The sequence below is a fragment of the Arthrobacter sp. CJL-S3 genome, from assembly GCF_056711635.1.
Genome location: NZ_CM160046.1, coordinates 4,211,287 through 4,236,537, shown reverse-complemented (window position 1 = coordinate 4,236,537; position 25,251 = coordinate 4,211,287). Strand labels below are relative to the sequence as shown.

The following is a 25,251-nucleotide window of genomic DNA, read 5'->3' as shown; positions in this document are numbered from 1 at the left end:
CAGTGCCCGACGTTTCTGACAGCAAAATATACTCCCCCAGGAATGAGTGATGTGGGCTTTCTCCAGGGTGGAGTTGCCCGAATGATATTGACAATACTTTGCAGAGCCGGGAATCAACTTTTCCGGTGGCGCCTAATCGTGATCCCCACGATAGTCTGGCTCCACACTGATCTTCAGCGTGCGTCAGCCGTTTCCGGGGGGAACCGATTTACATGAGCCTGTCCGATCTGTCCGGAGCATCGCCGGACCCATCCCGCGGCAGTTTCACCGCGGGAAGCCCGGCGGCGGTGGCGTTCGCCGAACCCGAACGGGCAGTCCGCCCCGTCTGGGTCACCGGCGTCGTCCTCGTCAACGTGGGCATCAACGCGGCATTCTTCGGCCCGCTTCAGGTGCTGCTCGGCCAGCAGGCCGCCGCGTTCAGCGAAGCTGACAAAGAGGCCATCCTCGCCCTCGTGACCGGAGCCGGTGCGGCGGTCTCCCTCGTGGCCAATCCCTTGTTCGGTGCGTTCAGCGACCGCACCACCTCACGCCTGGGCCGCCGCGTGCCCTGGGTCCTTTTCGGAGCGATCCTCGGCGCCGCGGCCCTGATCGCGCTCGCCGGGGCGCCGAACGTTGCCATCATGGCGCTGCTCTGGTGCCTGGTCCAGGCCGGCTGCAACGGGGCCTATGCCGCCGTCACCGCCGCCATCCCGGACCGCGTCCCCGTCGTCCAGCGCGGGACCGTGGGGGGCCTGGCCGCCATGGGCCAGACGGTCGGCATCCTCATCGGGGCGGTGATCGCCGCAGCGGTCACCGGGAACTTCGCCGTCGGTTACCTGTTCTGCGCCGCGGCGCTGCTCGCCGGCGTCGTGCTGTATTTCTTCAAGAACGACGACGTCCCGCTCCCCACGGGGGCACGTCCGCCGTTCAGCCTGGCCGGCTTCGCCAAGGGCTTCTGGATTTCCCCGGTGCTCTATCCGGACTTCGCCTGGGCCTGGCTGACCCGGCTGCTGGTGAACATCGGCAACCACATGGTCACCCTCTATCTGCTCTTCTTCCTCAAGGACGCCGTCCATCTTCAGGAGACGCAGGGCATCGCGCCGGAGTTCGGTGTGCTGATCCTGACCGGCCTCTACGCCGTGATGGTGATGGTGACCAGTGTGATCGGAGGCCGGCTGAGCGACCGGATGGGGAAGCGGAAGCCGCTGGTGATCATCTCCTCGGTCGTCATCGCGGCGGCCTCGCTGATCCTGGCGTTCGCGCCGAACTGGACCGGGGCGCTGCTGGGCGCTTCGGTGCTGGGAATCGGCTTCGGCTGCTACCTGGCGGTGGATTTCGCCCTGATCACCCAGGTGCTTCCGACGTCACTGAGCCGCGGAAAGGACCTGGGCGTCCTCAACGTCGCCAATTCCCTGCCCCAGGTGCTCGCTCCGCTCATCGCCTTCCCCTTCGTGACGCTGTGGGGCGGCTACGTTTCGCTGTACGTGGCGGCGGCCGTGATCGGACTGCTGGGGGCCGTCTTTGTGGTCAAAATCAAGGGCGTCGACTAGGCCAGGACCCGCCGCGGCGGTGGCCGTGTCAGCCGTGAGCGGCGACGCCGCCGGCACCTTTCGGAACGGGCTTCCGGCCCGGGAGCGTGACGTATAGTGGACGGGAATTGCCGCGGCAGCGCTGTGGGGAACCCCTGCCGGCTGCCGAGAAAACCGACCCCGGATCGCTGCTGATGCCTGAATTTCACTCAGAACTTCCACCGATGGCCCCTCCGCCCACCCTGCCCCGGCAGCGTCTCCGCTACACCCGGATTCTTGACGTCGCCGCCGGGTTCGCCCGCAAGGGCCTGGAGTCCGTGGTCCTTTCCGAAGTAGCGGCCAAGGCCGATGTTCCGCTGGGCACCCTGTACCGGTACTTCCCCTCCGCCACCCAGCTGGTGCTGGCGCTCTACCGCAAGCAGCTGACGGAACTGCACGAAGCCCCGCCCGCAACCAAACCCCCGGGACGAACCGCGATGCCGCCCGCAGGGAACGCCGGAGGCGACGTGCCCGCCCACGCGCTCGTCGGCGTCGTGATGGAAATTTTCCACATGCGCCTTATGCAGCCTGCCGTGGAGCAGTGCCTGAACAGGGCCGTCTACACCAAGGACGCGGACACCACGAGGCTGCTCCGGGAGATCGACACCGCTGCCGAGAAAGCCGTCTCGGCCGTGAGCGGCGACGCCGCCATTTCCCGGGTTCTGCTGCTGACCGTCACTGGACTGGTCCAGTCCGTCCGATGCCGGCGGCTGTCCCTCTTCGAAGCCGAGGAGACCTCAAAAAGGCGTGTTTCCTGCTGACATGCACCCGCCGGTCGGCGTAACTGGTCTAGACCAATCTGATAATTTACTGGCCGGTAGGGGCGCTTTTCGGTGATCGCGGCCACGATTTGTGCAGGATAAACGTTTAACCAACCGCCAGAGTATGTCGCGGGACACGTCACTGCCGGCGAGTTCTGTTTACCATTGCAGAACCGGAGCGGCCCAGCCGCCTGCACTACCCGGAGCTTCACCGCAGACCCACCAACCCTGGGTCGCTGCCGAGGCTCCCCAGACCATCTTGAGCATCCCTGTGCTTGAGCTTCCATGTGCCGTACGCCCACGGTGAGCCCCAGGAGACAACGAAGTGTCCATTGAAACGATTAACACCGCCGACGCCACGTCCCCCGAGACCGTAGCAGCGCTCAGCGACGAGGAAATTTTCGCATCCCATCAGGGCGGCAAGCTTTCGATTGCCAGCACCGTGCCGCTCGCCAGCAAGCGTGACCTGTCCATCGCCTACACGCCCGGCGTCGCCCAGGTCAGCCGCGCCATCGCTGCCAACCCGGAACTCGCCAAGACCCTCACCTGGGCCCAGCGCCTCGTGGTCGTCGTCAGCGACGGCACGGCGGTCCTCGGCCTTGGCGACATCGGCGCCAGCGCCTCGCTGCCGGTGATGGAGGGCAAGTCCGCCCTGTTCAAGGCCTTCGGCGAGCTCGACTCCATCCCGCTGGTGCTCAACACCACCAACGTCGACGAGATCGTCGAGACCCTCGTCCGGCTGCGCCCGAGCTTCGGCGCGGTCAACCTTGAGGACGTCTCCGCGCCGCGCTGCTTCGAGCTGGAGGAAAAGCTTATCGAGGCCCTCGACTGCCCCGTGATGCACGATGACCAGCACGGCACCGCCGTCGTCGTCCTCGCGGCCCTGACCGGCGCCGCCAAGGTGACCGGACGCGGGCTTGAGAAGCTGCGTGTTGTCGTCTCGGCGCCGGCGCCGCCGGGATCGCCGTCGCGCAGATGCTGCTCACCGCCGGAATCAGCGATGTAGTGCTGCTGGACTCCCGCGGCGTCATCAACAGCGAGCGTGCCGACATCGCCGCCGATCCCGCCAGCAAGAAGGCCCAGCTGGCCAAGAGCGGCAACCCGCGCGGCGTCTCCGGCGGACCCGCCGATGCCATGCTGGACGCCGACGTGTTCATCGGCGTCTCCTCCTCCCAGCTGGCCGAGGAACACCTCAAGCTCATGAGCCAGGACTCGATCGTGTTCGCCCTGTCCAACCCGGATCCCGAAGTCCTGCCCGAGGTCGCGCGCCGGTACGCGGCCGTCGTCGCCACCGGCCGCAGCGACTTCCCGAACCAGATCAACAACGTCCTCGCGTTCCCCGGCATCTTCCGCGGAGCCCTCGACGCCGGCGCCCGCCGGATCACGCCGGCGATGAAGCTGGCCGCGGCCCGCGCCATCGCCGCACTGGCCGACGAGGACCTTTCCGCCGACTACATCGTCCCCAGCCCGCTGGACCCGAGGGTGGCGCCGGCCGTGTCCGCCGCCGTCGCCGCGGCGGTTGAAGCCGAGTAGCCACAGCAGCACAGACGACGACGGCGGCGCTTCCTTGGGGGATGCGGCGCCGTCGTCGTCTTGGTGCCGGCCGGGGCCGCCTGAACAGAGGCCCCCGCGCCTTAGACTGGGGCGATGAACCCCGAGACTGTTGTGACGATCCTGTGTGGCCTCGCCATCCTGGTGGGCGTGGCCGGTACCGTCATTCCCGTATTGCCCGGAAGCATCCTGATCGGGCTGAGCCTGCTGGCCTGGGCCATCTGGGGCGGCGCCGGGACCACCGGCTGGGTGGTGTTCGGGATCGGCATGGTCTTCGTCATGGCCGGAATGGCCGCCAGCGCGGTGCTGACCGGCCGGAAACTCAAACAGCACAGCATTCCGAGCCGCTCGGTGGTGGCCGGGCTGGTCCTCGGCGTCGTGGGGATGTTCATCATTCCGGTGGTGGGCCTGTTCGTCGGTTTCGCCGCCGGCCTGCTGCTCAGCGAGCTGCACCGCACGCGGGCCATCGGCACCGCCGCGGCCTCCAGCTGGGCCGCCCTGAAGGCCACCGGGCTGGGCATGATCGTCGAGTTCGGGCTCGCCTGCCTCGCCGGCAGCACCTGGGTGATCGGCCTGTGGGTCACGGCCGCGGCCTAGTCTGCCCGCGTCCTCCCTGCGCCTACTAGCATGGATGTATGAGCGCCGGACCAGGACAATCCGCACCCCGCCCCGCCCTGTACCGCGACCTGCGCGATCTGGCGCCGTTCCGCACGCCGGTCATCAGGACCCCTGTCCGCGGCCTCGCCGAGGGCGTGGGCGGCGCGGTCTCCGGAGTCCTTGCCGGGCGGCCCCGCGGCGCCCTGCCCGTGGAGGGCGGCGCGCCCCGGCTCGGGAAGGTGGGCGGCAGGACCCCGGGCAAGGCGGCCAAGGCCGTGCATTCCGCGATCTTCGGCAGCTCCGACCCAAACCGGCTGATCGCCCTGGCGCACACCTACCCCGGGTGGGCCGGGCTGTGCTACCTGATGGCAGGGCTGCAGAGCTACGCCCAGGGTGGCCACCTGCGCGCCGCCGAACTGCTCCAGCGCGGGATGCTGACCAGTAACGACGACGACGCGAACCGCTACGCCTCCACCTATCTGGCCCGTGTTATCACCCGCGTGGCCGTTGCCGAGCGGGTCGAGGTTCCGGTCCTGTTCAGCGAGGAGGCGGTCTTCCTGGCGCTGTCCCACTCACTGCGCGAGACCGGCCAGACGGAGACTGCCCTCGCGGCACTGAACGGACTCCCGCCATCATTGCCGCTGGCTTTGGCGCGCTGCACCCTGGCCGCCTCGCTGGGACGGCACGAGGAGGTGGTGGCAGACACGGAAGGGCTGCTCAACGGGGACGACCTTTCGGCGGCGCTGCTCCTGGTGCGGGCGCGCTCGCTGCGGAAATTTGGTGCCAATACGGCCGCCCGTGCCGCCCTGCAGGAGGTCCTGCGCCGGCGCGGGACCGACTTTACGCTCCGCAGCGATGCCCTGACGGACCGGGCCCTCCTGCTACTGGACAACGGACGGAAGGCGCTGAACCGGCTGGAGCGGCAGCACCGCCAGTCCGCAGACCTGGAGACGGTCCGGGCCATCCGCAGGGACGCGGAACTCCATGAACTCTGGGACCGCGAATACGGCCGGGCCGACGACGACTGAACCTGGGCGAAGTGTTCCGGCCCGGATCAATGACCCTTGCGGGCCCCCGGAAACAGGGAGTAGAACCGAGGGATGAGAGATGCGGCAGCGCGCTGGATGCAGCACTACATCATTGCCTGGACGTCGAACGAGCCGGAGGATATCCGGGCGCTGTTCACGGAGGATGCCGTCTACTCCACTCGCCCGGATGATCCCGAGCCGTGGACCGGGCGCGAGCAGATCGTGGAGCGCTGGATCGCCAGCCAGGATGAGCCGGGGGACTGGACGTTCGAGTGGGAACTCCTCGGCGTCGACGGCGGAAGGGCCTTCGTGCAGGGCCGCACCGACTACCGCGGCGACAGCCGGAGCTACGACAACCTCTGGATCATCCAGCTCGCGGGCGACGGCCGCGCCACAGCGTTCACCGAGTGGTACATGCCGCGCGCGGCGGCCGGCTGAGTTCAGCCGCGGGACAGGGCCTGGCCCAGGAGCGGCACCAGCTGCTCGGACAGCAGGACGGTGCCCAGGGCCACCATGATGATGCCGCTGGCGAGCGTCACTTTCCGCGCCGCCTCCGGCCGGGAGTGCAGCAGCCTGCGCGCCAGCAAGGCAACGGCGCTGTAGACCACGCCGACCAGGAGAACAAACGTCAGGCCGAGGAGGCCGGACTGCACGGGCACAGGCAGGGACGCCTCGGGGCTGACAAACTGCGGCACCAGGGCCACATAGAACAGCAGGCCCTTGGGGTTGATGCCGCTTGTTCCCATGCCCTGCAGGAAGGTCCGGAACTGGTTCGCCGGTGCCCGCATCTCCGCGCCGCCGAAACTCGCCCCGCGCCAGGTCCGGATGGTCGTCAGCCCGAGCCACAGAAGGTAAGCCGCGCCGGCGACGGTCAGCCAGCCCAGGATGCCGGGGACCCCGGTGAGCAGGGCGGCCAGACCCGCCACCAGCAGCACGGTGTGCAGCACGTAGCCTCCGCAGAGTCCCGCAACTGCGGGCACGAAACTGCGCTGCTTCAGCCCGGCGGTGATGGAATACGCCCAGTCGACCCCCGGCGTGCAGGCCAGGGCGCCGGCGACCAGCAGAAAGGCGAGGAAAAGCTGGGGGTTCATGGCGGTCTCCTGTGGTCCGGGGTACAGGAAAAGTCTAGGAAATAAGCCGCCGTAAGTGTTCCCCTTTTTCGCGGGGAATTGCCGTCCGGGGGTAAGATTATTGCGTGATAGACCGGTTGGACAGAAGTATTTTGCGCTACCTCAAAGAGGACGGCCGCATGACTGCGACGGCGCTCGCCGCCAAGGTGGGATTGACCGTGGCGCCCTGCCACCGGCGGCTCCGTGACCTGGAGGCCGCCGGCGTGATCCGCGGCTACCGGGCAGATATCGATCCCTCGGCCCTCGGGCTCGGGTTCGAGGCGATCGTCTTTGTCACGCTGCGCCAGGTGGACCGGGCGACGATGGAGATCTTCGAGAACCGCGTGGCGGACAACCCGAACATCGTCGAGGCGCAGCGGCTGTTCGGTTCCCCCGACTACCTGCTGAAGGTGATCGCCGAGGACCTGCCCGCCTACCAGCGCTTCTATGACAGCGAGCTGACCTCGCTGCCCGGCGTCGAGCGGCTGACGTCGACGCTGGTGATGAAGAACCTGAAGTCCAACACGGGTCCGCCTGTCTAGTTCGGCGGAGCCGACGTTCAGGTGCCCAGCAGGCCCGTGGTCCGGTAGGGGATGACCTCGCGCAGGAACATGCTGGTGGAGGTCCGCACGATTCCGGGGCACAGCCGGATTTCCTCCGAGACCCGGTACAGGTCATCCGGGCTTTGCGCCACGACCCGGATCAGCAGGTCCGTCTCGCCGGCCGGTGCGTGGCATTCCAGCACCTCCGGGATGTTCCGCAGCGCGGCGATCGCCTCATTCAGGTGGCTCTGGTCCAGCTCGGCGCTGACCGACGCCGCCACGCCGCGGCCCAGCGCCGAGGGCAGCACCCGGCTGCTGTTCGGCCGGAGCGCGCCCGACGTCGTCATCCGCTCCAGGCGGGACTGCACGGTGCCGCGGGCCAGGCCCAGTTTCTGGGCCAGCACCATGATGGGCAGCCGGGGATCCTGGTCGAGGGCGAGGAGGATTCGCCGGTCGGTCGCGTCGAGTTCCTGCAAAGTGACCACTTCCTGTTCGTCGTCCGGGCCACGGTTGATCAGATTGACCAGTGCACGAGTTGTCCGTTGCACCAACTGTAGGACTTCTGTTGAAATAGTGACAACAAAGGGACGAAGGCCACCGCCGGATCCCAACGGCTACAGGTACCCCGGCACACCACCCGGATCTTGGATGAGGCTTCCCGCAAGGAACCCGCCCGCTGATTGACTCTTGTTCACACCATCGTCTTTCCGCACCAATCTCCGCATTCGCAGTGCCATGGCCCGGAGCAACGCCCCGGGTCCGGCACGGCAAGAGCCCCTGAGCCACCGACGTCGGATTTCCGAAGTCATCGGTAGCTGAGGGGCTCTTGTGCTGGCGGCGCATAGGCTGGTGCCATGACTTCCGCCGGCCGTTTCGCCCCCAGCCCCTCCGGCGAACTGCATGTCGGCAACCTCCGCACCGCCATCCTCGCCTGGCTCTTCGCCCGGTCCACCGGCAGGCGGTTTCTCATGCGGGTTGAGGACCTGGACCGGGCCCGGGCCGGTGCCGAGGCGGAGCAGCTCAGGGACCTCGCCGCGATCGGCATCACCTGGGACGGCGGAATCGTCCGCCAGACCGACCGCGGGCCCCTCTACGCCGAGGCGATCGCCGGGCTGACCGCGGCGGGCCTGACCTATGAGTGCTTCTGCACCCGCCGCGAGATCCAGGAGGCGCCGTCCGCTCCGCACGCCCCTCAGGGGGCCTATCCGGGCACCTGCCGTAACCTGTCTGAGGCCGAACGCTCGGTCAAGCGCGCCGTCCGTCCCGCGGCGGTCCGGCTCCGGTCCGCCGTGACCGCGGCGACAGTGCAGGACGTGCTGCACGGCAGCTACACCGGAGTGGTGGATGACTTTGTGCTCCGCCGCAACGACGGCGTGACCGCCTACAACCTCGCCGTGGTGGTGGACGACGCAGCCCAGGGCATCGACCAGGTGGTCCGCGGCGACGACCTGCTGCCCTCCACGCCACGGCAGGCCTACCTCGCCTCCCTGCTGAATATGCCTGTTCCGGAATATGCGCATGTTCCGCTGATCGTAAACTCCGAGGGCGCCCGGCTGGCCAAGCGCGACGGTGCTGTCACCCTCGCGGACCTTGCCGCCGCCGGCATTCCGGTCAGTCAGGTGCGGGACACCCTGCTGGCATCGATGGGGCTGCCGGCCGGTCCGCTGGAGCAGGCACTCGCCGTGTTTGAGCCCGCCGCGCTGCCGCGGGAGCCGTGGATCTGGCCCGGGATGGCCGGGCCGGACGCGTAGGCTGGAAGCATGTCAGAACCAGAGTTCAGGGAAGCGCACACCCCGCAGCCGAGTTTTACCGTCGAGACAGCGAAGATCCTCGCGGAAGTGGCCCACAACCGCCAGAAGGACAAGCTCAAGCGGCCCTACCGCGAACACGTGATCGCGGTAGGGGATGCCCTGGCGGACTTCGACGACGACATCAGGATTGCCGGCTACCTGCACGACATCGCCGAGGACACCCCGATGACCCGGCAGGCGCTGCTGGACATGGGCGTCACCGAGCGGGCCGTGGACATCATTGAGCGCGTCACCAAGCGCCTGCACGAGAACCCGGACGACTACCAGGCCGGCATCCGCTATATCGCCGAGGACCACGATGCCACCCTGGTGAAAATCGCGGACAACGCCCACAACTCCCTGCCGGAGCGCGTCAGGGCACTGGCCGAGAAATGGCCGGACAAGCCGCCGGTCACCCGCTACAACGAGGCCCGCCCGGTGCTCTATGCCGCGGTTCCGGTGGAGGAAACCCGCAAGATCCTGGCCCGGATCAACCCGTGGCTGCTGGATGAACTCGACGATCTGCTCGACGAGGCGGACGACACCGACTACGAGAACCTCTCCTACGAAGGCGCCACAGAGGAGTCGACCGAAGCCGTGACCGAAGCCGTGCCCGAAGCCGGACCCTCGGCCGGGCCTGGCGAGACCCCCGCCGACAGCGAGTCCGAGCCGCGCCGGGCCTGACCCCGGCACCCCGCCGGGGCCGGCCGGTTCCGTTCCAAAGCCGCGTCCGCCGTCGGCCTCTGAGAGCAACGCGGGGTCACCCGGCGCCCATCCCTGGGCCGGCCATGGGCAATAGCTGACCCCGCGTTGCGTTGGCCGGGGATCTTGCCCGCCACAGCAGGCCGATGTAGGCCAGGTCAAAGACGCTGCAGAGGACGCCCACGCCAAGAATCAGCGGCGAGTTGCCGTACCAGCCGAACACGATGGTGGGTGCCACGGTCCCGATCCACTTCGCCACTGCGATCAGCAGTGACTGGCCGCGGGGTCCCTGGCGGGCAACAAACAAGGCGATGAACAGCCCGGACATCAGCAGATTCTGCAGGAACGCCGCGTAACGCGGAGCGTCCTCCCAGCCGAACTCGACCACGAAAAGCAGCTGAACCGCGAACGACGTGGTGCCCAGCAGGAGCGCCCAGCCGATGAAGAGCCTCCGCGTCACCCACGCTGGCAGCTCGGAGCGGCCGAACCTGAGGAACGTATACACAATCACGACGTCGGCGAGTGCCCACGCGATGTTGAAGACGCCCTGGGTGGAGATGCCGGTGGCAACGGAGCGGGCGGCATAAATGGTCTCCCAGGCGAAATTGAGTCCGAGCGCCGCGGCCGGGATCGCGTAGCTTCTGTCCCGGAACCCGATGCGGACGGCCTCGACGTACACCGCGGTCCAGGCGAGGCCGCTCACCACCGTCAGGAACAGGACCACGGATTCCCCTTTGACTCTCTACTCGATGCAACGCGGGGTCCCTTCCGGCCCGTCCACGGCGCCCGCCACGGACGCTGGCTGACCCCGCGTTGCCTGAGGGGTTTAGACCCGGCCCAGGGCGTCGATGTCCTCGAGGAACTGCTGATGGACCTCGTCGCTGACCGTGGTCCGGGTCTCGGCGATCGCGTCGAGGTAATCCTGTGTCGCGGGGCCCTTCCGGACCGCGTCGCGGACGGAGGGGCTGCCGCTGGAGGCGAGCCCGCCGTCGTCGTACACCGCCTTCTCCAGCGCCCGCTGGGACGCGCTCCGGGCCGCGTACTCGATGTCCGCGGGGGAGAACCCCTCGGTCCGGTCCACGAGCAGCTCCACGTCCACGTCGTCCACCACCGTGGCGGGAATGAACCGCTGCCACATGGCCTCCCGGGCCTGCCGGTCGGGCAGCCCGATGGGGATGACGTAGTCGAAGCGTCCGTGGCGCAGGAACGCGGTGTCCAGGGCCCGGATGAAGTTGGTGGCGCAGACCAGCAGCCGGCCGGGCTGTTCGCGGAAGGCCGGAATGATCTTGAGGAGTTCGTTGGTGACGCCCTGCAGCGGCGACGGCGGCTCGCCCGAGCGCTGGGAGGCGATTTCCTCCACCTCGTCGATGAACACCACGGCGTGTTCCAGTTCGGCGATCTCCAGGAACGTCTCGCGCAGCGCCCCGGCGAGGCCCTTGGGGTCGGCGGCGAGGCGGGAGGGGAAAACCTCCACGAACGGCCACTCGAGGCGGGAGGCAATCGCCTTGGCGAAGGTGGTCTTGCCGGTGCCGGGAGGGCCAAAGAGGACGACGGCGCGCGGCGGCACCACACCGTATTCGTCGGCGAGGTCGGCCTCCGCCAGCGGAAGAACCAAGCGGCGTTCAAGCAGCTCCTTCTCGTTCCGCATGCCGGCGACGTTTTCCCAGAGGTCGCGGGCCAGGATCCGGCCGCCGAGCAGGCTCAGGGGTTCGAGTTCCTGGCGCTGCACCGGGATTTTCCGCTCGAAGTAGCGCAGATTCTTTTTCAGCACAAAGCCGCGGCCCAGGAACGCCTCCACCCGGGTCTCGGATTCCGGCATGAGGGCGGAGAGCTTGTTCAGCCCGTGCGGCGCCATCCGGTTCTCGACGGCGGCCAGCAGCGAGGTGCCGATCCCGCGGCCCCGGTACTCGGGGAGGGTGGCCAGGAAGACGATCCAGCCCTGGTCGTGGGCGGCCCGTCCGACGGCGGCGCCCACCACCTGATCGCCCTGCACCGCGACGACGGCGTGGTCCTTCTCGCAGGAGGCCAGAACCTCGGAGAGCGCGTAGACCGGCTCGACGTTCGTGGCCTTGAGTGACTCCCAGAGGTGCAGGATGCCGTCGAGATCGGCGGAATGGAAATCCCTGATTCGCCAGGTGGTCATGAGGTGTCTCCCGGGTGGTTCGTCGCTGAGCCAGTGAAGCTGTCCGTCGAGCATATGCGAACCGCCTCCGGGAGAGGTTGCGCGGACGTTGCGTTACGGTGCCGCCGCGAACGGACGGGCATCCCGCGAGGTGAGCTTTCGCGCCCATGTTTCGTTCGAACATGGGCGCGAAGTCTGACCTCGACGGCGGACGGCGGGCTACAGGCCCGCGAGCAGTTCCTTCATTTCCTGGATCTCATCCGTCTGGGAGGCCGCGATGTCCTTGGCCAGCTGGATGGCTTCGGCGTTGTTGCCGCTGCGGACCTCGGCGTTGGCCATCTCGACGGCGCCCTCGTGGTGCGCGATCATCTGGCGGAGAAACAGCTTCGCGGCCTCGGTTCCCTCGGCGGCGTCGAGCTGTGTGAGGTCCTCGCCGCTCATCATGCCGGTCATGGAGTGGCCGCCTGGTGCCTGGGTGGGTTCATTCCAGGCCTTGAGCCAGCCGGTCATCTTCTCGATCTCGGGCGCCTGGGCGGCCTTGATCTTCGTGGCCAGCGCGGTGATCCTGGCGTCGATGCCCTGCTTCTTCAGGATGATGTCGCTCATCTCCACGGCCTGGGCGTGGTGCGGGATCATTCCCTGGACGAACATTGTGTCCGAGCCGTTGTGGTCCGCGGCGGCGGGTGCGGCGCTTGAGCCCATGGTGCTGTGGTCCATCCCGGGCATGCTGCTGCTTCCGCCGGAAGTGCCGGGGGTGGAGCAGCCGGCCAGTGCCATAACGGCGGCGAGGGCGGCGGCGGAAATAGGGAGGTTCTTCTTCATGGGAGGTCGTGTCCTTCGTGCATCCGGCGGTGGACGCCGGCGGGGTGGAGCCGCGCGGAGGCTGCTGGAATCGGCGGCCGTGCGCTGGGGGCAGGTGGTGGTGCGCCGGCGTCGTCACGGCACATGCCCGGTCCTACGTGCGGCTGATGGACAGGTCCCGGGGTGTGGGCGTCCCCGGCACGTAGGCGTAGCCGGACGGGCGGTCAGCCTCCTCTGCGGTCCAGGGCTGGCCCTCCAGCAGGGCGGGCCCGGGGTGAGGGGCGCTCATCGGGGCCCCTGACAGCGACGGCGTGCAGCCGACGTGAACCGCTGGCGTCTCGGCGCATCCGCCCTGGCACGTGCACGACGGCGGGACCTGGGTTCCGCCGACTGTCGCCGCGGCGGGTGTCACCGCAGAAACGGTCTCCGCCGCAGCGGTGCCGTCGTCGGCCTGCGACAAAGTGCCGGCGGCGCTGTGGCTGGAGTGCCCGGCAGGATCGCCGGCTGTTAGGTCAGCGGCCGCCTGGCCGGTGGCGTGGGGCGCCGTCGCGTGCGGCGCCGTCGACGTTTGGACGCCGCCGGGAGGGGACGCCTGGGCGTGCAGGCCATGAGAGCCGGCGATGATGTGCATCCCCAGGAAGCCGGCAATCACGGCGAGCAGACCGGCCAGCAGTGCGGCGCGGCGGAGGACGGCGACGGGATGGGCCGCGGCGGCTGCGGACATCGTCACCCTCCTTTCGCAGTTACGGCTTTGGGCAGTGTCGAGAAGCACTCAGGCTACCTGTCTTCAACGCCTGCCCCCGGAATTGTGTTCCCGCGGCGCAGCGCGCCAATTGGCCGGAGGGGACAACTATGACAGTATCTGCGTATGAATGCAGATATGCGGGTTGAGGTCGACAGCCCCCACGTGGAGCTGGCCGTCGAAGTGTTCTCCATGCTGGCCGACGCCACGCGTGTCCGGTTGATCCTCGCTTTGGGAGAGGGCGAGCTGCCGGTCAACGCCCTGGCAGAGTGCGTCGGGAAGCCCGCCTCAGCAGTCTCCCAGCATCTGGCCAAAATGCGGCTGGGCGGCATGGTCGCCACACGCCAGGAAGGCACCAAAGTCTTCTATCGGTTGCAGAATGACCATGCCCGACAACTGGTGATGGATGCCATCCATCAGGCCGAGCACGCGCTCGGCACGGCCCCGCGGCACGGCGCATGAACCGCCCGTCGGATGCCGTGGACGAACACAGCCACGGCGAGGGCCAGGAGCACAGCCACGACGACGGGCACGTCCACGTCCACCCGCATGGCCACGACGACGGCCCGGACGGCCACGGTGCCCATGACCACGGCCCGGACGGCCACGTGCGTGACCATGACCACGGCGCGCATCACCACGACCACGGCGCGTCCGGTCACAACCACACGCACGCCACCGGCCTGAAGGGCTGGCTTCAGTCAGTCTTCGTCCCGCATTCGCACGACGCTGCGGACTCCATCGATGAGGCGCTCGAATCCAGCTCCCAGGGCATCCGCGCCGTCAAGATCTCCCTGCTCGGCCTCGGCGCCACCGCGCTCTTCCAGCTCGTGATCGTACTGGTCAGCGGGTCCGTGGCGCTGCTGGCCGACACTGTACACAACTTCTCCGACGCGCTGACCGCGGTCCCGCTGTGGATCGCGTTCCTGCTGGGCCGCCGGAAGGCCACGCGGACATACACCTACGGGTTCGGCCGCGCCGAGGACCTCGCCGGGCTGTTCATTGTGGCGATGATCGCCCTCTCCGCGGTGGTGGCCGCCGTTGAATCGATCCGACGCTTCTTCGAACCCCAGCCCGTGCACAACCTCGGCTGGGTGCTTGCCGCGGGACTGGTGGGCTTCGCCGGCAACGAACTCGTGGCGATCTATCGGATCCGCGTCGGCCGGCGGATCGGTTCCGCAGCCCTGGTGGCTGATGGCGTCCATGCCCGGACGGACGGCTTCACCTCGCTGGCCGTCGTCGCCGGCGTCATCGGCATCTGGCTCGGTTTCCCGCTGGCGGATCCGATCGTTGGCCTGCTGATTTCCGCCGCCATCGCCGTCCTCCTCTGGGGCACCGTGCGCGACGTCGGGCGGCGGCTGATGGACGGTGTCGACCCTGGACTCACCCGGAGGGTCGAGGCCGTCGTCGGGGAACACTCCCGTTCGGGCGGTACAGCCCGGCTGCGCTGGTCCGGCCACCGGCTGCACGTGGAGATCACGGTGCCGATCCCGACGGACGCGCACCTGGTGGAGCTCGCCTCGGTGACGGCCAATCTGGAACGCGGCGTCCGCAGCGCCCTCCCGCATGTCGGACCGGTGACGATTGTGCCCGACTTCGCCGCAGCAGGGTCGCCGCAGACCGCCTAAATCCCCAGCGTCGCGAGACTCCGCTGCAGTGTCTCCGCCGAATGCTGCAGGGAGGCGAGTTCGCCGTCGTCCATGGGGGTATCCAGCACGGCGCGGACCCCGCCATGCCCCACAATGCTGGGCAGCGACAGCGCTACCCCGGTGATCCCGTACTGCCCGTCCAGCACTGTCGACACCGGCAGGACCGCGTTTTCGGCGCGCAGCAGCGCCTCCACGATGCGCGCGCCGGACAGGCCGATCGCGTAGTTCGTGGCGCCCTTGCCCGCGATCACCTTGTAGGCCGCGTGCGTCACTTCACTGGCGGTTTCGGCGAGGTAGTCGGGGGTGAAGACGCGTTCGCCGTCGACCGTCCAGTTGCGGATCGGGACCGGGCCGATCGTGGCGCCGGACCAGATGGGGAACTCGGTGTCGCCGTGCTCGCCCACCATGCTGGCGTGCACGCTGGTGAGGGAGACCCCGGCCTTGCGCGCCAGCAGCCAGCGCAGCCGGGACGTATCCAGCACAGTGCCGGAGGAGAAAATGCGCGAGGAAGGCAGGCCGGAGATCTTTTGCGCCGCGACGGTCAGCACATCGCAGGGATTGGTCACCAGGACGTAGACCGCGTCCGGGGCGTGCGTGAGCAGCTGCGGCATGAGCTGTTCGAGGATGCGGACGTTCGTGCCGGCCAGGTCCAGCCGCGTCTGGCCCGGTGCCTGTTTGGCCCCGGCGGTGATGACGACGACGTCGGCGCCCTCCACCGCGGTGATGTCCCCGCCGCCGGTGACGGTTGCGGCGGCGGCGGCGAACTGGGTGCCGTGGGCCAGGTCCAGCACCTCGGCCTCGGCCTTGGTGGCATTGACGTCGAAGAGGGCGACGCTGCTGGCCGAGCCGCGGATCAGGGCTGCGTAGGCGAGGGACGTGCCGACGCTGCCGGCGCCGACAATTGCGAGCTTTGAGCCGGGACTCTGGGACATGGGATTCTTCTTTCCGGTCAGACGGCGGGCGGCGCGACCGCCCCGAACTTCGAGTCAGTGCAGCCGGGAAGGGTCTCCTGACCCTGGAGTCCCGCGATCGAGGAGACGTTGATGGTAGAGGCGGGCGCTGTGCCCGTCAGAGCCGGGCCGGCGGCATTGACGCCGGTGAAGACGCCACTGAGGGCCACCGTGCCGTCCAACCGTCCCATCGCTGCATCCTTTGCGGGAGCGAGCCGCACGTGGGGACGCGTCCGTCCGGGCTCGACTCAAGCTCACCAAGCACCGCCCGGCTTGGGCAGGGCCGTTGGACCCTACGCGGACCCGGGGCCCGCGGAACCGCTGCCTTGCGTGTCCTGTACCGGCGGTTCAGAGGTGCTGGATGCCCGCCCGCTGCATGGCGTCCTTGTAGACCTCGACGTTCTTGCTCAGGAGCTCTTCCTGCTTGACGGCCGAGACGGCGAAGGCGCGGCCGCCCAGGGCGGTGGCCTTGTAGATCTTGACCCCGCGATTCTTCAGCGAGGAGTGGTAGGTCTTCTCGAAGAGTGTCAGGAAGGCGTGGGCGTCGGCGCCGTGGGCGATGACGGCGGAAACGCGCCTGTTGATCTTGAGGAACTGGCGGAACGGCCGGAGCCCGTCCGTCTTCTCCTGGACGTTCAGCGCGGAGGGGAGCTCCGGATCGCGGACCCAGGGGTAGGCGTTCCACGGCATCACGTAGCGGGGGTCAAGCTCCACGGCCTCGTAAATGGAGGTGGCGCGGCGGGCGGCCTCGTCATCGTTGAAATGGGAAACGAAGCCCGATTCGGTGCCCTTGCCCGGGGCGATGTGGAGGCTGACGATCCGGCACTCGTCCTCGTCATGGACGGGATCGATGTAGGGGACGACCGACCCCGGCTTCTTTTCCATCAGTTCGTCGCAAAGCTGCGTTACGGCGGCGATGTTCGGTTCCTGCAGCAGGGTCTTCTTTTCGTCCCAGTCAATCGTCACGATTTCTCCCTCAGCGCTCGGCGTCCAGAATCAGGCGTCTGGTTCCACTCTACGCTTTTGGGCGCTGGCGCGTTTTTTCGGACTCCGTAAGAGGCCACGGACCCCTAGTCACGCTGAATGGGCGGGCGTACGCTTAAAGCGCCTGCAGGTAACCACTGGATTAAGCCGGGTCGTTCTGGACATGAGAATGTCCGAGCCGTCTCATAGCGAGATCGCGAAGGTACCTGCAGGCCTTGCGTTTGCATTGGTCCGGTTGCCGGACTCTGAGCCTGCGTGAACGGTCGGAGATGCGGCGGGTCGGGCCCCTATTTTCTGCTCGTCTTCTTCAAGATATCCGCGGCCCGTCGGAAAGCTTGCTTCGCCTCCGGGCTGTTGAATCCCCGGTAGGCCTTGGCGCCATTCTCAGCGAGCTTCCGGGCCTTCTCCTGCACAGCAGGATCGGTAGCCAGGTCATACGCTTTAGCAGCAAGCTGTTTCGCCGTCGCGCCGCCAGCCCTCATCGCTGCTGCGACTTTGTCCGCTTTTCCTGCCACAGATTTCTCCACACTTCGTTTGGTTTGTCCAGTGAGATTAGCACTGCGTGCGAATGTGCCAATGGAAACCGGGTCAAACTGGCGAACTGGCACTGCATACCGACGGGGATAAGCACAACAAACTAGGCGATTAGTTCGACTATTTCCGCGGTATTCGTGCCTAGTGCGGGCAGTGGGGTGCGCTGTCTTTGGCCAATCGCTCGATGGCCGATTGCGGCGCCCCATTGCTGTGCAGCGTTTAATTGATCACGCACGTACTTGCCCTTGCGTTGTTCGGGGATGGGTGACACTGCCCGGTCATGTTCGGCCGCGTGGCCGCCGTGGGGCTGTGGCCGTTATGTAAAGATGTGCATATGACTGACCACGACCGCGAACTTGCCGTCTACATCGACGGCCCAGATGCCCTGGTAGCTGGAGACCCATCGGCCATCGCCGAGCTTTTTCAAAAGCTTGACGTTAAGGACGGGGCCACATCGAAAATCGGGTCGGGCGTGGCGGATATTCTCGCCGGTGTATCTGGCGTTGCGGCAGCTTGGGCTTCCGCGGGTATCAGTGGAAATGCCTTCCACATGACGCCAGAGTCTTACGCCAGATACCTGCAACTCGCGGGCTCGACCAAGGAAAAGCTCGGGGTTGTCAGCGGCGTGCTACGACATTCCGATGGCAGGATCGATACCGTGATCGAGTTGGTGAAATCTTCGCCAGTCAATCCTGCAGCGGCCGCGAACGTGCAACTCATGGCCGCAACTTTGGCGATACGTGTGGCCCTCAAAGACCTCGAGGCCCTTCTTCAGGCTGTGGACGCGAAGCTGGACACGATCGTCCGGGATATCCGTGACGAGGCACTCGGTAATGTACAGGGCACAACCCACGTCCTGGATAAGGCATTTGGGTACTTCGAGGAGACCGGACACCTTAACGACGCCCTATGGGACCAAGTGTCGGGACAGGCAGCGGCGCTCGCCCAAGCACACGCTGTCGCACTGAACCACTTGAACACCATTGCGGACGGGCTCGCCGTCAAGAATATGGGCAAGCGGCTGAGCAGCGCCGAGGCGGCCGCCAAAGGCGAACTGAAGCACTGGCTGGTCATCGCGGCAGTGGCTCTCACAAACATGGTTCGAATGGACTCCTTGGAGGCTGTCCGCAGCACGAATGACGGATCGGATTCCGTGGCACATTCCCGACACATCGCTAGGTCGCGGGAGCGGCGAATGGCAAGCACTACGGCCGCAATTCAGAATCTGTCCCACGCTATATCGGAGGCAGTAGAGGTCGATACGTTCACCCGCGTTACGAATCCCATGGAGGTGGCCAGGCTCTACACCGCCGCCGAAGAACTGCAGCGGTTGGTGAGAATCTTCAGTTCTGTCTTTGGCATGTCGGATAGCTCAACCATCAAACGCACCCAGTGGCACGAATCGGTGATACGACTCGGTCAAAAGGCTGGCGGGGTAATGGCTGGCGCCGCAACTGCAGTTGTCGCAGGAGTGGCCTCAGTTCCAAAAGCCATCGGCAGAACTGTCGAAGACACCATTCTGCATGTAGCTCAAGGGATCGAGGAGCGGCGGCGGGTACCTGCAGAAACCACGGATAAGGAAATTGAATCGGAGACCGGCGACGTGGCAGTCACTCGATAGTCACCTCGCTGGTCTCCCGGAGTTCATTGCGGTCTATTGACTCTGCGTCAATTGTTGGGACCCAATTGCGGCAAGTGCAGCGCCACATATAGGCCTGCAGCCTCACTTCGCCACGCAAAGCTCTGGCCCCGCCTCACCGCCACGGGCATGATGGAACCGATCCCAGGTCCCCACTCCGCGGCGGCGCCCAACGCCCGCCGGGACGACCCCGAAAGCAGGCAACGCGTGAATTCAGAGGCGATGGCACGGGCCCGTGAAGTCGAGGCGCAACTGACGGATGAGGAGCGGTTCTCCCTCCTGATCAGCGTCATGGGCACCAACGAGGTCCTCACGGAGAAGGATCCGCGCATCCCGGACGGCGTCCCGATGAGCGCCGGCTACACTCCCGGGATCCCGCGGCTTGGCATCCCGGCCCTGCTGATGAGCGACGCGAGCCTGGGTGTCACCAACCCGGGCTACCGGGAGGGAGACACGGCCACCGCGCTCCCGGCATCGATCGCCCTGGGGGCCAGCTTCAACCCAGAGCTCGCCCGCCGATCCGGGCAAATGGTGGGCAGGGAGGCCCGGAGCAAGGGGCTCAACGTCCAGCTCGCCGGCGGCCTCAACCTGCACCGCGACCCGCGCAACGGCCGGAACTTCGAGTACCTCTCCGAGGACCCTTGGCTCACCGGGGTACTCGGCGCGGAGTCGGTCCGGGGCATCCAGGGCGAGCAGGTCATCTCTACGGTCAAGCACTTTTCCCTGAACTGCAACGAAACCAACCGGCACTGGCTGGACGCCGTCATCGAACCGGCCGCCCACCGGGAATCCGACCTGCTCGCGTTCGAAATCGCCATCGAACGCGCCGGGCCCGGCTCGGTCATGACCGGCTACAACAAGATCAACGGCACCTACGCGGGCGGCAACGAGTCACTGCTGGAGGGCATCCTGAAGGGCGCCTGGGGCTTCCCCGGCTGGGTGATGTCCGACTGGGGCGCGACGCCGAGCTGGGACTTCGCGCTGCGAGGCCAGGACCAGGAATCCGGTGTGCAGATCGACGTCATGATGTGGGGGCAGGAGACCTTCACCGCTCCGCTGCGGGCCGCCTACGAGGCGGGCGAATTCCCTAAGGAACGCCTGACCGGGATGGTGCGGCGCATCCTGTACGCCATTTTCGACGTCGGCATCGACCGCTGGGAGGGGACACCCGACGTCGACCTGGCCGCCCATGCCGACATCGCGCTGGAGACGGCGCGGCAAGGCATTGTCCTGCTCAAGAACGACGGCGTGCTCCCGCTGAACTCGCCGTCTCCTCCGGCCGCGCCGCTCACGATCGCGGTCATCGGGGGACATGCCCAGCTCGGCGTACCCACCGGCTGCGGCTCCAGTGCCGTCACCCCGCCCGGCGGCTACGCCGAGGTCCATACGGTCGGCGGCCCGGGCATCATGGGCAGCATGCGGAACTTGTACCTGCTGCCCTCCTCGCCGCTGGCGGAACTGCAGAGGCTGCTGCCCGGCGCGGAGATCGAATACGACCCCGGAATGAGCCCTGCCGAGGCGGCGCTGCTGGCACGCCGTTGTGATGTCGCGGTCGTTTTCGGCATCCGAGTGGAGGGCGAGGGCTACGACAACGCGGACCTGTCCCTGCCGTGGGGCCAGGACGCCGTGATCGAGGCGGTTGCGGACGCCAACCCGAACACCGTCGTTGTCCTTGAGACCGGCAACCCCGTGGCGATGCCGTGGCTGCCGAAGGTCCGGGCCGTCCTCGCGGCCTGGTATCCCGGGCAGTGCGGCGGCCGGGCGATCGCCGAAATCCTCGCCGGCGTCACCAACCCCTCCGGGAAACTGCCGCTGACCTTCCCGGCCGCCCTGGACCAGACACCGCGGCCGGAGCTTCCGGGCCTCGGTACACCGTGGGGGACCCCGACGACGATCAACTACAACGAGGGATCCGACGTCGGCTACCGCTGGTTCGCGAAGACCGCGCAGGAGCCCCTCTTTCCCTTCGGCCACGGTCTCAGCTACACCCGGTTCAGCTATGCGGAGCTGAGAGTGCAGGACCGGGACGGGGTACGGGCCGGGTTCACCGTCACCAATGCCGGGCCACGCCGCGGGGCCGACGTGCCCCAGCTCTACCTCCTTGAGGACCCCGCGGGTCCCCGGATGCGGCTGCTCGGCTTCGAGCGCGTGGACCTCGAACCCGGCGAATCACGGACCGTCGCGCTGGACGTTGACCCTCGGCTGCTCGCGTCCTACGACACCGACCGCGGGCAGTGGCACACCCCGGGTGGCAGCTACCGCCTGGCGCTCGGGCATTCGGCCGTCAACTACACCATGGAGGCTGATGTGGCTTTGGCCGAGTCGTGGTTTGGCCAGTAGCCGTCCCCTTGGTCCGGCAACGTTCAGGCTGCGGGTTGGCTTTGTCTTCGGGAGCGAAGAAGGTTGTTGGCTCGGCGGTGACGTTGGCGGCGGTGGTCCGGGCTCTTGGCCGCGGCCAGGTCTGCATTCGGTTCGGCGTGGCGGGCCGGGGTTCCCGGTAGGGGCGGTGCGGTGGAGTGGTAGGTGTGGCCGGTGGGGGTGGTGACGTCGAGGGTGTGTCGGGGTCCGGGGCGTGGTCTGGAGGACCAGCCGGGGGTTTCTTTGGTGTGGTTGCAGGCCTCGCAGAGCCCGGCACCGTTGTCCTGGGTGGTGGTGCCGTCACGGTGCCAGGGGATGATGTGGTCGAAGTGGCGGATCGGGGCGTCGCAGAAGGGGGTGCGGCATGTGTCGTCGCGGGCGGTGAGGAAGCGGCGGAGTCCGGGCGGGAAGAGCCGGGCCCGGGAATCCATCGCGGTGAGCTCGCCGATGCCGGGGGCGGTGTAGAGCCGGCGGAGCCAGACGTTCATGGCCTTGTCCCCGGTGGTGTCGCCGGCAGTGCCTCCGGCGGCGTCCCTGGCGTTGGGGAGGAGGTCCCGGGCCCAGCCGGCGGGGACGATGCCGTAGCCGGGGAGGCGGGCGGGCTCGCTGTCGCCCTGGAAGAGGGTGCGGTCGGTCATGACGAGCTGAATCTCGATCCCGCTGATCCCGCCGGCCGTGCCGGTGGCGCGTTCGATGAGGGTGTCGGCCATGAGCTGCCCGCGGGTGCGGGTGTCCCCGGCGGCCCGCAGGGTGTCGGCGTGCCGGGTGAGGCCGGCGTAGACGGCGACCCCGGCCGCGACGGGGAGCAGGGCGGTGAGGTAGCACATGGTGTCCGGGGCCGGGCGGAGGCTGACGTGCCGTTCGGTGCTGGCGTGGCTGGCGCGCTGGGTGACCGAGCGCGGGTCCCGCCGGTACGCCGCGGCCCGGGCCGCGGCGATGATTCCCCGGTCCCCGGCGCCGTCGAAGGTCCCGGCGTCGGCCGCGAGCTCCTCGTCGACGGCGGCCCGTTCCTCCGCGGACAGGCACGCGGTTTCCCGCACCAGCAGGGTGGCGCGCCATTCGTTGAACTGCCCGGTCTCCAGGGCCGCGAGGGTGTGGGGCATTTCGGTGACGAGGGCCTTCGCCAGGCCCAGGAGCCGGCCGCCGCGGGCCGGGGATTCCCGCCGGGCCAGGGCGATCTGCGCGCCCACCCCGGAACCCAGCTCCGCCGCCGCCATCCCAAGGTTGCGCTGTTCGCGGCGCTGGATCAGATCGAAAGCGACGGACAGCCGGGCCTGGCGGGCAGCCAGGGCAGACTTTTCGTCTTCCAGGGCCCGGATTTCGGCGATCAGACGCGCACCGTCCAGCTCCGGCACGTCCCCGGACGGCCGGACAGCGGCCAGCGAACGGGCCGCATCCAGAACTGTCACCTGTTCTGGCTGAGCCTGTCTTGGCTGAGCTTGTTCTGGCTGAGGCTGGTCGGGCCTCTGATTGCCGTCCATGGAACCACGCTATCGGGCACCTCCGACATTTGGAGCGGCCATGGAAGCCGCGCGTCCGTAAGCTTTGAAGGAACGCAGCGCCCCCAACCCAAGGAACCCATGCCGATCAACAGACAGTCACTGAAGCAGGACGGGTTCACCGGCTTCCGGCCGCTCGGGGATCTGGATATCAACCGGATCCCGCAGAAACCCGGGATCTTCGCGGTGCTGCAGCCCGAGGGCTTTCGGGCGCAGTTCCTGGCCAGGAGCACCGCAGGCATCTTCAAGAAGAAGGACCCCACCCTGAAGACGGACGCACTCGCCGCGGAATGGGTTGACGGGGCCGACGTCCTCTATCTGGGCAAGGCCGGCCCCGGCAGCAAGGGCAACCGCGGGCTGCGCCGGCAGATCCAGGAGTTCGTCGACTTCGGTAAGGGCAAGCCGCCTGGCCACTGGGACGGCCGGCTGATCTGGCAGCTCGCCGCGGCCGGGTCGCTGACAGTCGCGTGGAAGGAGCTGCCCGTTGAGCAGCTCAACGCGGCCGAAGCCGGATACCACGCCGCGTTCGTGGAGGAATACGGCCGGCTGCCGTTCGCCAACCTGGTCCAGTCGCGGGTCAAGGCGAGCTGATTCAGCCGGTCAGACGCCGTCCCGGAACGTGAACCGTCCGGCCACGATCGTCGCGGCCACGGGCATCGCCGCAAAGACGGCATCCGCTACCGCGAGCGGGTCGCCGTCGAGCACCACGAGGTCCGCCGGATCCCCGACCCGGATCCTGCCCCGCCCGCGCGTTGACGCGGCCAGGGCCTCCTGCCGCGTGAGCGCCTGCTCCGGGTGCCAGGGCGCCCGCCCGTCCTGCCGCGCCCGGGTGGTGGCCGCCGCCATGGCGGTCCATGGCTCCAGTGGCGCCACCGGCGCATCGGAGCCCAGCGCCAGGGTGGCGCCGGCAGCCAGCAGCGACCGCAGCGGGAACGCCCGCTCCGTGCGCCCGGCCCAATTGGAATCGGCAGCATCACGGTCATCGAGGGCGTGGGCGGGCTGGACACTCGCGGTCAGCCCCAGCTCACCGAAGCGCGCAAAGTCCTGTTCCCGGACAAACTGGGCATGCTCAATCCGGCCGGCGATCCCGGCCGCCGTGAAGGCATTCAGGGCCACCTCGTTCGCGCCGTCGCCGATCGCGTGCACGGCCGGCACAAAGCCGGACTCCCGGGCCCGGACCAGCAGCTCCAGCAGTTCCGCCTCGCTCACGGTCAGCAGCCCGCGGCCGCCGTGCGGGTACGGGTCCACGCAGTAGGCGGTGCGCGTGTTCAGCGAGCCGTCGATCAGCACCTTGAGCGGGCCGACCCGCAGCAGCCCCGTCCCGCCGTCGAGCTCCTGGCCGGTCCGCATCCCCTCCGCTACGGCCCGCGCCAAGTCCTGCGGATAGACGCCTGCGTCGACCCGGAAGGAGTCGAACCCGCCAGCCACGCGGCGCAGCCACACGTCGCGGTTCCAGGTCATTTCGAAATCGACAATCCCCACGATCCCGCGTGCGGCCGCCGCCTGCGCGGACTCCCGCACCCAGGCGTCCACCACCGTGTCCGGCAGCCTGCCCAGCTCACGGGTCAGTTCAAAGGCAGGCTCCTCGCGCAGCAGCCCGGAGGAGTCCACCGGCACGCCGTAGCGGGTCGCCGCCGAACTGTTGAGCCACACGCAGTGCAGGTCATGGCTGAGCAGCGCCGTCGGCAGGCCGCCGGTGGCGCCGTCGAGCAGCTCCAGGCTGGGAACGTCCGCCCAGACGGCGTCCCGGAAACCGACACCCACCACAGTCAGGCCGCCGCCTCGCTCACCCGCGAGGCCGGGGCCGGACAGGGCGGAACGCACGACGTCGGCTGCCTCGCGCGCCGAGGCGGCCCCGGAGACGTCGATCCGGTTGGCGGCGAGGGCCCACTGCGTCATGTGGACATGCTCATCCCACAGCCCCGGGATAACGAAGCGGCCGTCCATGTCGACCACCTGGGAATCGGGACGAGCAACCATTCCGGCGGGAGTGATCCGCGAAACCACCCCGTTGGCCACGTGCACGTCGTACAGCGCGGTGTCACCGGGGATCCGCACCGAGGCGAGCACGAGGTGGCGGGTCACGGCAGCGGCAGGAGTCTCAGGCATAGGAAACAGGCTATGGGCCGGAGCGTGCCGCGCCAATCCGGACCACCGCAGCCGCCGGATTCCGGTTGTCCCCCGGACAAGGGACTTTCGCCCCTTGCCCCGGGAACACTCACACACCAAGCTGAATTTGGGGCGGTTCCTGCACGGCCATTGGGGATGAACCGCTTGCTTGTCAGTTGTACGGTCTCGCTCGAACCTTGGGGAAGGAAAAGGCATTCTGCACTGCCCGTGTCCGCG

General features: G+C 67.9%; 24 protein-coding genes and 2 pseudogenes. 14 read left to right on the top strand and 12 right to left on the bottom strand.

All coding sequences use genetic code 11. The features are described 5' to 3' along the window. The first annotated feature begins 212 nt into the window (after positions 1-212). The 6 genes and pseudogenes from AC06G6_RS19460 (at position 213) to AC06G6_RS19435 (ending at position 5,922) form a co-directional block, all read left to right on the top strand. Positions 213-1,529: an MFS transporter gene (locus AC06G6_RS19460; RefSeq protein WP_479824875.1), complete on the top strand. Its 1,317-nt coding sequence runs from the start codon at positions 213-215 to the stop codon at positions 1,527-1,529. A gap of 173 nt (positions 1,530-1,702) precedes the next feature. Then, positions 1,703-2,331, top strand: a pseudogene (locus AC06G6_RS19455) (helix-turn-helix domain-containing protein). 302 nt (positions 2,332-2,633) lie between these two features. Then, positions 2,634-3,841 (top strand): annotated as a pseudogene (locus tag AC06G6_RS19450) (NAD(P)-dependent malic enzyme). A 114-nt stretch (positions 3,842-3,955) separates the two neighbouring features. Further along, a complete protein-coding gene (locus AC06G6_RS19445) occupies positions 3,956-4,456 on the top strand; it encodes a DUF456 domain-containing protein (RefSeq protein ID WP_479824873.1) in 501 nt (166 codons plus the stop codon). Between the two features lie 38 nt (positions 4,457-4,494). After that, complete coding sequence (locus AC06G6_RS19440) at positions 4,495-5,484, top strand: hypothetical protein (RefSeq protein WP_479824871.1); 990 nt, start codon at positions 4,495-4,497, stop codon at positions 5,482-5,484. A gap of 72 nt (positions 5,485-5,556) precedes the next feature. After that, positions 5,557-5,922: a nuclear transport factor 2 family protein gene (locus tag AC06G6_RS19435; protein WP_479824869.1), complete on the top strand. Its 366-nt coding sequence runs from the start codon at positions 5,557-5,559 to the stop codon at positions 5,920-5,922. Positions 5,923-5,924: 2 nt separating this feature from the next. On the opposite strand, the gene AC06G6_RS19430 is transcribed toward AC06G6_RS19435, so the two are convergent. Then, the gene (locus AC06G6_RS19430) at positions 5,925-6,575 is read right to left on the bottom strand and encodes a LysE family translocator (protein WP_479824867.1); all 651 of its coding nucleotides are present in this window, start codon (positions 6,573-6,575) and stop codon (positions 5,925-5,927) included. Between the two features lie 104 nt (positions 6,576-6,679). Here AC06G6_RS19430 and AC06G6_RS19425 point away from each other — a divergent pair, with 104 nt between their 5' ends. Then, complete coding sequence (locus tag AC06G6_RS19425) at positions 6,680-7,135, top strand: Lrp/AsnC family transcriptional regulator (RefSeq protein WP_307456736.1); 456 nt, start codon at positions 6,680-6,682, stop codon at positions 7,133-7,135. A 17-nt stretch (positions 7,136-7,152) separates the two neighbouring features. Here the strand turns inward: AC06G6_RS19425 and AC06G6_RS19420 are convergent, their stop codons facing one another. Further along, the gene (locus tag AC06G6_RS19420; protein ID WP_479828776.1) at positions 7,153-7,611 is read right to left on the bottom strand and encodes an Lrp/AsnC family transcriptional regulator; all 459 of its coding nucleotides are present in this window, start codon (positions 7,609-7,611) and stop codon (positions 7,153-7,155) included. Between the two features lie 378 nt (positions 7,612-7,989). Here AC06G6_RS19420 and gluQRS point away from each other — a divergent pair, with 378 nt between their 5' ends. Together gluQRS and AC06G6_RS19410 are read left to right on the top strand one after the other, a co-directional pair. Continuing rightward, a complete protein-coding gene (gene gluQRS / locus AC06G6_RS19415; protein WP_479824865.1) occupies positions 7,990-8,886 on the top strand; it encodes a tRNA glutamyl-Q(34) synthetase GluQRS in 897 nt (298 codons plus the stop codon). A gap of 9 nt (positions 8,887-8,895) precedes the next feature. After that, positions 8,896-9,609 (top strand): HD domain-containing protein, encoded by a 714-nt coding sequence (locus tag AC06G6_RS19410; protein ID WP_479824863.1) that lies wholly within the window; start codon positions 8,896-8,898, stop codon positions 9,607-9,609. Positions 9,610-9,685: 76 nt separating this feature from the next. Here the strand turns inward: AC06G6_RS19410 and AC06G6_RS19405 are convergent, their stop codons facing one another. The 4 genes from AC06G6_RS19405 to AC06G6_RS19390 all read right to left on the bottom strand — a co-directional run bounded on the left by AC06G6_RS19405 (position 9,686) and on the right by AC06G6_RS19390 (position 13,274). Further along, positions 9,686-10,351 carry a transmembrane-type terpene cyclase gene (locus tag AC06G6_RS19405; RefSeq protein ID WP_479824861.1) on the bottom strand — a complete coding sequence of 222 codons (666 nt, stop codon included), beginning with the start codon at positions 10,349-10,351 and terminating at the stop codon, positions 9,686-9,688. 102 nt (positions 10,352-10,453) lie between these two features. Beyond that, complete coding sequence (locus AC06G6_RS19400) at positions 10,454-11,770, bottom strand: ATP-binding protein (protein ID WP_479824859.1); 1,317 nt, start codon at positions 11,768-11,770, stop codon at positions 10,454-10,456. A gap of 198 nt (positions 11,771-11,968) precedes the next feature. Continuing rightward, positions 11,969-12,571 carry a DUF305 domain-containing protein gene (locus tag AC06G6_RS19395; RefSeq protein ID WP_479824857.1) on the bottom strand — a complete coding sequence of 201 codons (603 nt, stop codon included), beginning with the start codon at positions 12,569-12,571 and terminating at the stop codon, positions 11,969-11,971. Between the two features lie 133 nt (positions 12,572-12,704). Further along, entirely contained in the window at positions 12,705-13,274 is a 570-nt protein-coding gene (locus tag AC06G6_RS19390; protein WP_479824855.1) for a hypothetical protein, read from the bottom strand. Between the two features lie 144 nt (positions 13,275-13,418). On the opposite strand from AC06G6_RS19390, the gene AC06G6_RS19385 reads away from it, so the two are divergent. Next, positions 13,419-13,754 (top strand): ArsR/SmtB family transcription factor, encoded by a 336-nt coding sequence (locus tag AC06G6_RS19385; protein ID WP_479824853.1) that lies wholly within the window; start codon positions 13,419-13,421, stop codon positions 13,752-13,754. Continuing rightward, positions 13,751-14,920, top strand: coding sequence for a cation diffusion facilitator family transporter (locus tag AC06G6_RS19380; RefSeq protein WP_479824851.1), 1,170 nt, complete (start codon positions 13,751-13,753; stop codon positions 14,918-14,920). Before AC06G6_RS19385 ends, AC06G6_RS19380 begins: the two co-directional genes overlap by 4 nt. Here the strand turns inward: AC06G6_RS19380 and AC06G6_RS19375 are convergent. The 4 genes from AC06G6_RS19375 to AC06G6_RS19360 form a co-directional block, all read right to left on the bottom strand. After that, positions 14,917-15,873 (bottom strand): L-lactate dehydrogenase, encoded by a 957-nt coding sequence (locus AC06G6_RS19375; protein WP_479824849.1) that lies wholly within the window; start codon positions 15,871-15,873, stop codon positions 14,917-14,919. The genes AC06G6_RS19380 and AC06G6_RS19375 overlap by 4 nt on opposite strands. A gap of 17 nt (positions 15,874-15,890) precedes the next feature. Next, on the bottom strand, positions 15,891-16,082 hold the full coding sequence (locus AC06G6_RS19370; RefSeq protein ID WP_479824847.1) for a hypothetical protein: 192 nt from the start codon (positions 16,080-16,082) through the stop codon (positions 15,891-15,893). Between the two features lie 157 nt (positions 16,083-16,239). Further along, positions 16,240-16,857 (bottom strand): uracil-DNA glycosylase family protein, encoded by a 618-nt coding sequence (locus AC06G6_RS19365; protein WP_307456698.1) that lies wholly within the window; start codon positions 16,855-16,857, stop codon positions 16,240-16,242. Positions 16,858-17,162: 305 nt separating this feature from the next. Further along, positions 17,163-17,390, bottom strand: coding sequence for a hypothetical protein (locus AC06G6_RS19360; protein WP_479824845.1), 228 nt, complete (start codon positions 17,388-17,390; stop codon positions 17,163-17,165). Between the two features lie 353 nt (positions 17,391-17,743). Here AC06G6_RS19360 and AC06G6_RS19355 point away from each other — a divergent pair, with 353 nt between their 5' ends. After that, on the top strand, positions 17,744-19,030 hold the full coding sequence (locus AC06G6_RS19355) for a hypothetical protein (RefSeq protein WP_479824843.1): 1,287 nt from the start codon (positions 17,744-17,746) through the stop codon (positions 19,028-19,030). Between the two features lie 225 nt (positions 19,031-19,255). Then, the gene (locus AC06G6_RS19350; protein WP_479824841.1) at positions 19,256-21,388 is read left to right on the top strand and encodes a glycoside hydrolase family 3 C-terminal domain-containing protein; all 2,133 of its coding nucleotides are present in this window, start codon (positions 19,256-19,258) and stop codon (positions 21,386-21,388) included. Positions 21,389-21,411: 23 nt separating this feature from the next. Here the strand turns inward: AC06G6_RS19350 and AC06G6_RS19345 are convergent, their stop codons facing one another. After that, entirely contained in the window at positions 21,412-22,887 is a 1,476-nt protein-coding gene (locus tag AC06G6_RS19345; protein WP_479824839.1) for an HNH endonuclease, read from the bottom strand. Positions 22,888-22,986: 99 nt separating this feature from the next. On the opposite strand from AC06G6_RS19345, the gene AC06G6_RS19340 reads away from it, so the two are divergent. Then, on the top strand, positions 22,987-23,496 hold the full coding sequence (locus AC06G6_RS19340; RefSeq protein WP_479824837.1) for a hypothetical protein: 510 nt from the start codon (positions 22,987-22,989) through the stop codon (positions 23,494-23,496). Positions 23,497-23,505: 9 nt separating this feature from the next. Here AC06G6_RS19340 and AC06G6_RS19335 read toward each other — a convergent pair whose 3' ends face one another. Next, positions 23,506-25,014, bottom strand: a complete 1,509-nt coding sequence (locus AC06G6_RS19335) for an amidohydrolase (RefSeq protein ID WP_479824835.1) — start codon at positions 25,012-25,014, stop codon at positions 23,506-23,508. Between the last annotated feature and the right edge of the window lie 237 nt (positions 25,015-25,251).

Coding starts and splice junctions, on each gene's coding strand:
- AC06G6_RS19460 (WP_479824875.1), top strand. CDS start 213: ATGAGCCTGTCCGATCTGTCCGGAGCATCGCCGGACCCATCCCGCGGC.
- AC06G6_RS19340 (WP_479824837.1), top strand. CDS start 22,987: ATGCCGATCAACAGACAGTCACTGAAGCAGGACGGGTTCACCGGCTTC.
- AC06G6_RS19335 (WP_479824835.1), bottom strand. CDS start 25,014: ATGCCTGAGACTCCTGCCGCTGCCGTGACCCGCCACCTCGTGCTCGCC.
- AC06G6_RS19390 (WP_479824855.1), bottom strand. CDS start 13,274: ATGTCCGCAGCCGCCGCGGCCCATCCCGTCGCCGTCCTCCGCCGCGCC.
- AC06G6_RS19440 (WP_479824871.1), top strand. CDS start 4,495: ATGAGCGCCGGACCAGGACAATCCGCACCCCGCCCCGCCCTGTACCGC.
- AC06G6_RS19370 (WP_479824847.1), bottom strand. CDS start 16,082: ATGGGACGGTTGGACGGCACGGTGGCCCTCAGTGGCGTCTTCACCGGC.
- gluQRS (WP_479824865.1), top strand. CDS start 7,990: ATGACTTCCGCCGGCCGTTTCGCCCCCAGCCCCTCCGGCGAACTGCAT.
- AC06G6_RS19400 (WP_479824859.1), bottom strand. CDS start 11,770: ATGACCACCTGGCGAATCAGGGATTTCCATTCCGCCGATCTCGACGGC.
- AC06G6_RS19385 (WP_479824853.1), top strand. CDS start 13,419: ATGAATGCAGATATGCGGGTTGAGGTCGACAGCCCCCACGTGGAGCTG.
- AC06G6_RS19380 (WP_479824851.1), top strand. CDS start 13,751: ATGAACCGCCCGTCGGATGCCGTGGACGAACACAGCCACGGCGAGGGC.
- AC06G6_RS19345 (WP_479824839.1), bottom strand. CDS start 22,887: ATGGACGGCAATCAGAGGCCCGACCAGCCTCAGCCAGAACAAGCTCAG.
- AC06G6_RS19375 (WP_479824849.1), bottom strand. CDS start 15,873: ATGTCCCAGAGTCCCGGCTCAAAGCTCGCAATTGTCGGCGCCGGCAGC.
- AC06G6_RS19395 (WP_479824857.1), bottom strand. CDS start 12,571: ATGAAGAAGAACCTCCCTATTTCCGCCGCCGCCCTCGCCGCCGTTATG.
- AC06G6_RS19355 (WP_479824843.1), top strand. CDS start 17,744: ATGACTGACCACGACCGCGAACTTGCCGTCTACATCGACGGCCCAGAT.
- AC06G6_RS19445 (WP_479824873.1), top strand. CDS start 3,956: ATGAACCCCGAGACTGTTGTGACGATCCTGTGTGGCCTCGCCATCCTG.
- AC06G6_RS19435 (WP_479824869.1), top strand. CDS start 5,557: ATGAGAGATGCGGCAGCGCGCTGGATGCAGCACTACATCATTGCCTGG.
- AC06G6_RS19410 (WP_479824863.1), top strand. CDS start 8,896: ATGTCAGAACCAGAGTTCAGGGAAGCGCACACCCCGCAGCCGAGTTTT.
- AC06G6_RS19430 (WP_479824867.1), bottom strand. CDS start 6,575: ATGAACCCCCAGCTTTTCCTCGCCTTTCTGCTGGTCGCCGGCGCCCTG.